The sequence below is a fragment of the Mesorhizobium sp. M0195 genome (assembly GCF_040322115.1).
GTDB lineage: Bacteria > Pseudomonadota > Alphaproteobacteria > Rhizobiales > Rhizobiaceae > Mesorhizobium.
Window position 1 is genome coordinate 1 of record NZ_JAMYSV010000055.1, and the last position, 6,999, is coordinate 6,999.

Consider the following 6,999-nt stretch of genomic DNA (forward strand, 5'->3'; position numbering starts at 1 on the left):
GCGCGCGCCTGCCGAAGGTGCTGTGGCGTCATATCCTGCCGAGCACCATTCCGGCGCTGATGGTCCAGGGTGCAACTGTCTGCGCGAGCGCGATCCTGACGGAGGCGGGACTGAGCTTCCTCGGCGTGGGCGTGCCGCCCGAAATTCCGAGCTGGGGCAACATGATCTCAAGCTCTCGCATATATCTTTCTATCGCCCCAATGACGGTCTTCGCCCCCGGTATCTGCCTTGCCGTGACGGTGCTTGCGGTCAACCTGCTCGGGGATGGTTTGCGCGATATGTTCGATCCTCGCGCGAAGCGGAGGCGCTGACATGCAAATGCATCAAACCGCTGGGAACGACGTGCTTCTCGACGTTCGAAACCTCGAAACGCACTTTTACGGCGAAGACAGTATCACCCGCGCCCTGGGCGGGGTCAGTTTCCAGGTAAAGAAAGGCGAGACGCTTGGGGTCGTCGGCGAATCCGGATGCGGGAAGAGCGTCACCGCCCTTTCCATCCTTCGCCTGCTGCCGAAGCTGAACGCCAGGAGCGTCGGCGGCGAGGTCCGCTTTCACGGACGCGACCTGCTTGAACTGTCGGATCGGGAGATGCGAAAGATTCGCGGCGACCAGATCGCCATGATCTTCCAGGAGCCCATGACGAGCCTGAACCCGGTCTATACGGTCGGCCACCAGATCGCCGAGGCGGTGCAAATCCATTCAAAAGCTTCCCGCCCCGTGGCCATGGCAAAGGCCGAAGAGATGCTCCGTCTCGTCCGCATCGCGGACCCCGAGCATCGCGTGAACAACTATCCTCACGAAATGTCGGGCGGCATGCGCCAGCGCGCCATGATCGCCATGGCTCTTGCTTGCTCGCCGGAACTTTTGATTGCCGATGAGCCGACGACTGCGCTTGACGTTACTATCCAGGCGCAGATCCTGCGGCTCATCGTCGATCTGAAAGAGCGCACGGGAACGGCCGTCATGTTCATCACGCATGATCTGGGCGTTGTCGCCGAGACATGCCAACGCGTGATCGTGATGTATGCTGGCCGGATCGTAGAACAGGCGAGCGTCATGGATTTGTTCGCGCGACCGGCGCATCCCTACACCCAGGGCCTCATGCGATCGGTCCCTGATCCGCGGCGCGGCCGTCAGCGTCGCCTTCCAGAAATTCCCGGCATTGTCCCAAGCCTGCGCGAGCCCATTGTCGGCTGCAGCTTTGCGCCTCGCTGCCCGTTCGCGATCGATATATGCCGCGAGAAGACACCCATCCTGCGTGATGTCTGGTCGGGCCACGCCGCGGCTTGCTGGCGCGCCGAAGAGGTGATGGGCGCATGAGTGGTCCTTTGCTGAAAGTCGAGAATCTGACCAAGCATTATCCGCTCGGTGCGGGATTCCTGAAGAAGACCATTCCGGTGATCCGGGCGGTGGAGGATGTATCCTTTTCCGTTGAGGCCGGTGAGACACTCTGTATCGTCGGTGAATCCGGCTGCGGCAAGTCCACGGTCGCGCGGCTGCTGATGCGGCTTACGGAGCCAACGAATGGGCGTGTGCTGATCGACGGAATCGATATTGCTGGCCTCAAGAAGGACGCCCTTCACGCCTGGCGCCGTCGGATGCAAATGGTCTTCCAGGATCCTTACTCGTCGCTCAACCCGCGCCTTACTGCCGGGCAAATCATCACCGAACCCGTCGAAAACTTTGAGCGTCTCAGCCGGAAGCAGCGCGACACGCTTGCTGCTTACCTTCTCCAGAAGGTCGGAATGTCGCCCGAAATGATGCACAGGCTTCCGTCCGAGTTGTCGGGCGGCCAGCGCCAGCGGCTCGGCATTGCACGCGCCCTGTCGCTCAACCCTTCTCTAATCATCGCCGACGAAGCGGTGTCTGCCCTCGACGTCTCCGTGCAGGCACAGATCCTCAATCTGCTTTTGGATCTGCAGCAGCAGATGGGCATCGCCCTCGTCTTCATCTCGCATGATCTTGGCGTCGTGGAGCATATCGGACATCGCGTGGCGGTCATGTATCTGGGGCGGATCCTGGAACTCGCGCAATGCGAGGCGATCTTTGCCAAGCCGGTCCATCCCTACACCGAGGCGCTGATCGCGGCGGCTCCTGTGCCGGATCCGACGCGGGTTCGGCTAGAGGCACCCGTCCAGGGCGAGGTGCCAAGTCCCATCAATCCGCCGAGCGGATGCGCGTTCCATCCGCGCTGCCCGCTCGCCGTCGAGCGGTGCCGCATCGACGTGCCGCCTCTGGTACCGCTGGATGACGGGCGCGTCGTGGCCTGTCACGTGCGCGCTCCGGCCGCCGGCGTGACTACTGAGTTGGCTGCGACGGTTAATTCGTCGCTCAATGCATAGCCACGGGACTTTGGCACCCCTGCTCCGAGCACTGAACATCATGCCGAGTAGGGCAGGAAGAAGCGAGAATAGGAGAAATCTATGATAAAGGAGAACGATGGTCATCCGCCCGAAGGGGTGGGCGACTATGATTTGGTGGGTTCGCTTGCAACAAACGTTGTAGAGGGCTTCACGATGGTAGCAGTCGGCGACCTCATCGTCTCGCGGGCAGTCACCAAATCCCAGGATTCTGGCTTCAGCGACGTCGTAAAGATCCTTCGCAATGCTGACGTCACTTTTGGCAACCTGGAAGTCAACGCCTTCGATATCCGATCGTTCAGTGGTTACCCGCAGGCTGAGTACGGCGGGGCTTATCACCTCAGCTTACCGGAGGTCGGACCCGATTTAAAGGCGATGGGATTCAACATCGTTGGCCGGGCGAACAACCATACGCTTGACTGGGGCCTTGAAGGCATGCGCGAGACAAGCTGGGTGCTCGACGCGAGCGATATCGTCCATGCAGGTACGGGCGAGAATCTCGCACAAGCCGGCGCAGCTCGCTTCTTAGAAACCGCACGCGGTCGCGTGGCGTTGGTGTCGTTTGCTGCAACATTCGCGCGGATGGCTCGTGCGGGCGATCCCGCTGGCGAAGCGCCAGGCAGACCGGGACTAAACGCTCTTCGTTTGGCGAAAAGCATCGTCGTTCCAGCCGATATGCTCAAGAATCTGAGGCTAATAAGCGCTGCTTTGCCCACCGACTTCCCGGCCGCCGAAGATCCGAATAAGGTCGTCATCGACAGAATAACATACAAAACAGGGGACGATTTCGGCTACAGCTTCGAACCAGATGCGCGCGACGTCGCAGACATTTTGCGAAACGTCCGTCGGGGCAAGCAGTTCTCCGATTTTTGCATTGTTACGAACCACGGTCACGAGCCGGGGAACTGGAGCGACGAGCCGCCGGATTATGAACGCTCTTTTGCGCGCAGACTGATCGATGCTGGGGCAGACGCATACATTGGCCATGGGCCTCATCAACTGAGGGGCATCGAAATCTTCAAGGGCCGCCCGATCTTTTATAGCCTCGGAAACTTCTTCATGGACGACTTGGGGACCCCGGCGGGTGCCGACATGTTTGGAGACTACGGCAAGGACCCTCGGATTGACACGGATGCCGAGGTGAAAGTCGCCGAGATGGCAGGCTATTCAAATCCTGTTTTTTGGGAAAGCGTCATCGCCGCCAGCCGATTCGAGCAGGACCAGCTTGTCGAACTGCGGTTATACCCGATCGAACTCGGAAGCTCGAAGAGGTTTGCCAATCGCGGCGTCCCGCAGCTAGCAAATCAGGAGCAAGCGAAGACCATTTTAGAGCGTCTACAGAAGCTCTCGGAGCCGTTTGGGACCGAGATCGCTATGGAGAACGACGTTGGTGTCATCAGGGTGAGGCCCAGCTCGGTGCGATGACAACAATGACGCATTGAATCCTTGAAGTAGCCCGAGCGACAGCCCGTACAACATAGCTGCAGGCAGCAAAACATGCGCGCAACCGAAATCCCGATCACCGGCTATCTCGACCGATTGTCCCATCGCCCGGGGGAGACATTCGTTGCGCATGTGAGCTACGGGAGCGCGGTCCCTATCGCACGCGTCTCCGGTCTCCTGCGCGTTATAAGCGCCGACCCGAATCCTCAAGGCCCAGGAAGGAGGCCACGCTCGGCTCTTGTGGCATCATTGAGACCGGGCCCGCGAGGGCGGATTCAAGGGGTCGTCGCAACACCGATTGTGTTCACTCATGGCAGCAACTCGTCAAGCGCCTCTGCCGGCGTTTTCCAACCCCGGTCTTTCTCGGCCGGGCATTGAGGGGCGCTGCCACGGCGGCGAGTTCCTCGGCGCTATGGATGTTCACGTCGGTGCCTTTCGGGAAGTACTGACGTAGCAGCCCGTTCGTCTTCTCGTTTGTGCCGCGTTGCCACGGGCTTTGCGGATCGCAGAAGTAGACCTGGACACCAGCGTCGATCGTGAGACGATCATGCTGGGCCATTTCGGCCCCCAGATCCCAAGTCAGCGAACGGCGCAGTTCTTCGGGCAAGGTGATGATGGTACGCGCGATCGCATCGCGCACGGCCTCAGCCCCATGTCCCGCGAGCGCAGGCCCGTTCTTCGTGCGCGGAGCTTCGCCATGCACCGCGAGCCGGGGAAGATACAGCTCATGTTGGCGCGCTCGCTTTATCAGGCACCTGGAAAACCCAATAATGCGCGTCCCCCTCGTAGTATCTGGCATCCTTTAGACAATGTGCCGGCATAAGGACGCCCGCATCCTGCAGACGACGCACCTCGCCGTCAAAGTTCGTGACTTCCGCATAACTCTTGCGGGTGCTAGCGATGACGAATCCGTTCGGGCGCGTGACGCGAGCCAGTTCGCGCAGACCATCCGGTCGGGCATGCCTGTGCGCGAAGACGCCACTGCAGACCGTGATGTCATAGCTGGCGTTGGAGTAACCGGAGAGTGGACCGTTAAGGTCGACATCGCCTCGGACATGGCGGTAGATACGGGTTTTCCGGGCTTTTTCGGCCATCTCCTGGAAGAGGTCGAACCCGTCGATCAACTGGAAGCCCAAGCGTTTCAGCTGCAGCCCGACGAGGCCCGTTCCGCAGCCAGCGTCGAGGATCTTGATGACGGCTCGCTCCTTCGCCAAATAGGCCGTCTGGATGGCGGCCGCCAGTTCCGCCACGACGATCGGCGCGTAGTATCCCTGACGGCTGACATCGAGATCGTAGGTCCCGGCACGATCACGATAGCTCTGGGCTAAATAATCGAAATCCGTGTCGACTGCATAGGAAGTCTTCTTTCGTGCGGTTTGGTCCAGCGCGGATTGTTGAGAGGGGATTTTCATGACCATTCTCCATTTAGCCGCAGATCGGATGCGGCACAGTCCTCGTGGGCAGTGCAATGGCGCGGCAGAAACTTTCGTTTGCCGTATCGCGGGGCAATGGCTGTTCGTCCGTGCGAAGGCTCCTACGCACCAGGTGACAACATCGTTTAGGGCATCGCTCAGGCCCCATCCGCGTCCGAGATATGGTGCCTCATCAAGTAGAGCAAGTAAAGTAATTGTTAAAAGATGTTAAGTTAGGTCGATATTTTAATAGATGTTGCTAAATGTTAATTTAGCATAATATTTGGCAGTGGCGATTTCCATGATCATGGCTTAAAATGTAGTCTATATGAGCTAACGGTCGTCAAGCGAGCAGCTCGGTACGCTATGGCGCGATTGGTGGCGCGCCTGCGCTTGCGGCTTCCTCGGTGAAGAGCTGGTCGTGTCTCGCAGTGATGGTGTGAACAGGGTCGTGGCGGAGAGCCAGCGCTAAGAAGAGTGCGGATGGCGAACCCGTGCCGAAGGTCGTGGAGGCGTGGTCGGCAGGCCGCCGAGAATGGGGTGGCCGCCGAGATGAACAAGGCGGGCATGTTAGGCGGCTGGCGGGTCGATCGCTCCGGGCGGAGATAATTGCTGAGGGCTGCAATCTGGAGAAGCTATGGGGCGAGCGGCAGCGGTATGGCACCATCGCCGTTCGATAGAAGCGACAGAGGTGCCCCATGACCCAGGTTAACAATTTGAGCCATTTGCTGGTCTCGTATGAGCAGAATAGCAGCGTTGCGGTCGTTGTCGAAATGAGTGAATCGAGCTGGCTGGTGGCCGGACAGGTTCCCGGTCTCGAACGCCAGCCGCTGAAGAAGCTGGACCCGGTGTCGATGCCGGCTCAATACTCCCCAGAAGTGCCGTTTGAATCTTCCCCAGTTTAGCGCTGTCGCCGGTCTTCCGGAGCGCGCTCCGGGAGACCGGCGGCGCGTGATCGTTGATGCTTCTCCTGATGGTCGGGAGAGGGATTTCGGTGATCAAGATCGGGGAGATGATGATGATACTGGATTTGCATCGGCAGGGCCGTCGGTGTCGGCGATCGCCAGGGAGAGCGGGATCGACCGCAAGACGGTGCGCAAATACATCGAACGCGGGCTCGAGGCTCCGGCCTAACGGACCGCGCAAGCCGCGTCAGGCGGTGATCGAGCCTTTCACGGCCTATCTTCGCGAACGCGTCACGCGATATCCCGGACTCACCGGCAGCCGGCTTACTGAAGGACCTCGGCTATGGCGGCGGCTACACGACCGTCACGGATTCCTGCGCGACGTCCGTCCTGCCGCGGCGGAGCGGGGCTACGAGGTTCGCTTCGAGACCCCCGCCCGGCGAGCAGGCGCAGGTCGACTAGCGCCGACAAAGACTGAGAAACGACGAGATCGTTCTTCATGGCTCGGGCGGCAGGGTCGCTCAGCGGCCCGTTGGCCTTCTACGATGCCGTCGCCCGGGTGATGGCGAAGGAGCAGCGTCCACGACGAACGCGCTCGATACCACGCCATCCACGATCGATCGAATCCGCCACGACCTCGTCGGCCTGAAGATGGCGCGGGCGCTCGAGGCGCTCGATCATATCGCGCGCCGGCTCGAGCAACGCGAGATCGCCGCCCTCGAAGCCATGGACATCCTCCTCTCGGAAGAGTTGACCCTCCGCGAGAACAGCCGGATCAAGACGGCACTGCGTATCCTGCTCTGCTCGTTGTCGATGAGATCGGCTACTTGCCCGTCGTCCACGGTGGCGGCAATCTGTTCTTCCAACTCGTCAACGCCC

General features: G+C 60.3%; 6 protein-coding genes and 3 pseudogenes. 7 read left to right on the forward strand and 2 right to left on the reverse strand.

Annotation, left to right across the window (positions count from 1 at the left end; all coding sequences use genetic code 11):
* The 4 genes from NKJ12_RS31715 to NKJ12_RS31730 all read left to right on the forward strand — a co-directional run.
* Positions 1–311: ABC transporter permease (locus tag NKJ12_RS31715; RefSeq protein ID WP_352707641.1), on the forward strand; the 311-nt coding region annotated here is incomplete at its 5' end.
* Between the two features lies 1 nt (position 312).
* The gene (locus NKJ12_RS31720; protein WP_352707650.1) at positions 313–1,320 is read left to right on the forward strand and encodes an ABC transporter ATP-binding protein; all 1,008 of its coding nucleotides are present in this window, start codon (positions 313–315) and stop codon (positions 1,318–1,320) included.
* The gene (locus tag NKJ12_RS31725; protein WP_352707642.1) at positions 1,317–2,342 is read left to right on the forward strand and encodes an ABC transporter ATP-binding protein; all 1,026 of its coding nucleotides are present in this window, start codon (positions 1,317–1,319) and stop codon (positions 2,340–2,342) included. The genes NKJ12_RS31720 and NKJ12_RS31725 overlap by 4 nt, the downstream gene beginning before the upstream one ends.
* 81 nt (positions 2,343–2,423) lie before the next feature.
* On the forward strand, positions 2,424–3,785 hold the full coding sequence (locus tag NKJ12_RS31730) for a CapA family protein (RefSeq protein WP_352707644.1): 1,362 nt from the start codon (positions 2,424–2,426) through the stop codon (positions 3,783–3,785).
* A 326-nt stretch (positions 3,786–4,111) separates the two neighbouring features.
* On the opposite strand, the pseudogene NKJ12_RS31735 reads toward NKJ12_RS31730, so the two are convergent.
* Positions 4,112–4,503 (reverse strand): annotated as a pseudogene (locus tag NKJ12_RS31735) (IS30 family transposase); the annotation flags it as partial.
* Positions 4,504–4,528: 25 nt separating this feature from the next.
* Complete coding sequence (locus tag NKJ12_RS31740) at positions 4,529–5,215, reverse strand: class I SAM-dependent DNA methyltransferase (protein ID WP_352707646.1); 687 nt, start codon at positions 5,213–5,215, stop codon at positions 4,529–4,531.
* A 698-nt stretch (positions 5,216–5,913) separates the two neighbouring features.
* Between NKJ12_RS31740 and NKJ12_RS31745 the strand changes: the two genes are divergently transcribed.
* The 3 genes and pseudogenes from NKJ12_RS31745 to NKJ12_RS31755 form a co-directional block, all read left to right on the forward strand.
* Positions 5,914–6,120, forward strand: a complete 207-nt coding sequence (locus NKJ12_RS31745) for a hypothetical protein (protein WP_352707648.1) — start codon at positions 5,914–5,916, stop codon at positions 6,118–6,120.
* Positions 6,121–6,209: 89 nt separating this feature from the next.
* A pseudogene (locus NKJ12_RS31750) lies at positions 6,210–6,579 on the forward strand (helix-turn-helix domain-containing protein); the annotation flags it as partial.
* A 192-nt stretch (positions 6,580–6,771) separates the two neighbouring features.
* Positions 6,772–6,999: pseudogene (locus NKJ12_RS31755) on the forward strand (hypothetical protein); the annotation flags it as partial.

Excerpts from the sequence above, each read along its gene's own strand:
- NKJ12_RS31725 (WP_352707642.1), top strand. The coding sequence starts at position 1,317 with ATGAGTGGTCCTTTGCTGAAAGTCGAGAATCTGACCAAGCATTATCCG.
- NKJ12_RS31740 (WP_352707646.1), bottom strand. The coding sequence starts at position 5,215 with ATGAAAATCCCCTCTCAACAATCCGCGCTGGACCAAACCGCACGAAAG.
- NKJ12_RS31745 (WP_352707648.1), top strand. The coding sequence starts at position 5,914 with ATGACCCAGGTTAACAATTTGAGCCATTTGCTGGTCTCGTATGAGCAG.
- NKJ12_RS31720 (WP_352707650.1), top strand. The coding sequence starts at position 313 with ATGCAAATGCATCAAACCGCTGGGAACGACGTGCTTCTCGACGTTCGA.
- NKJ12_RS31730 (WP_352707644.1), top strand. The coding sequence starts at position 2,424 with ATGATAAAGGAGAACGATGGTCATCCGCCCGAAGGGGTGGGCGACTAT.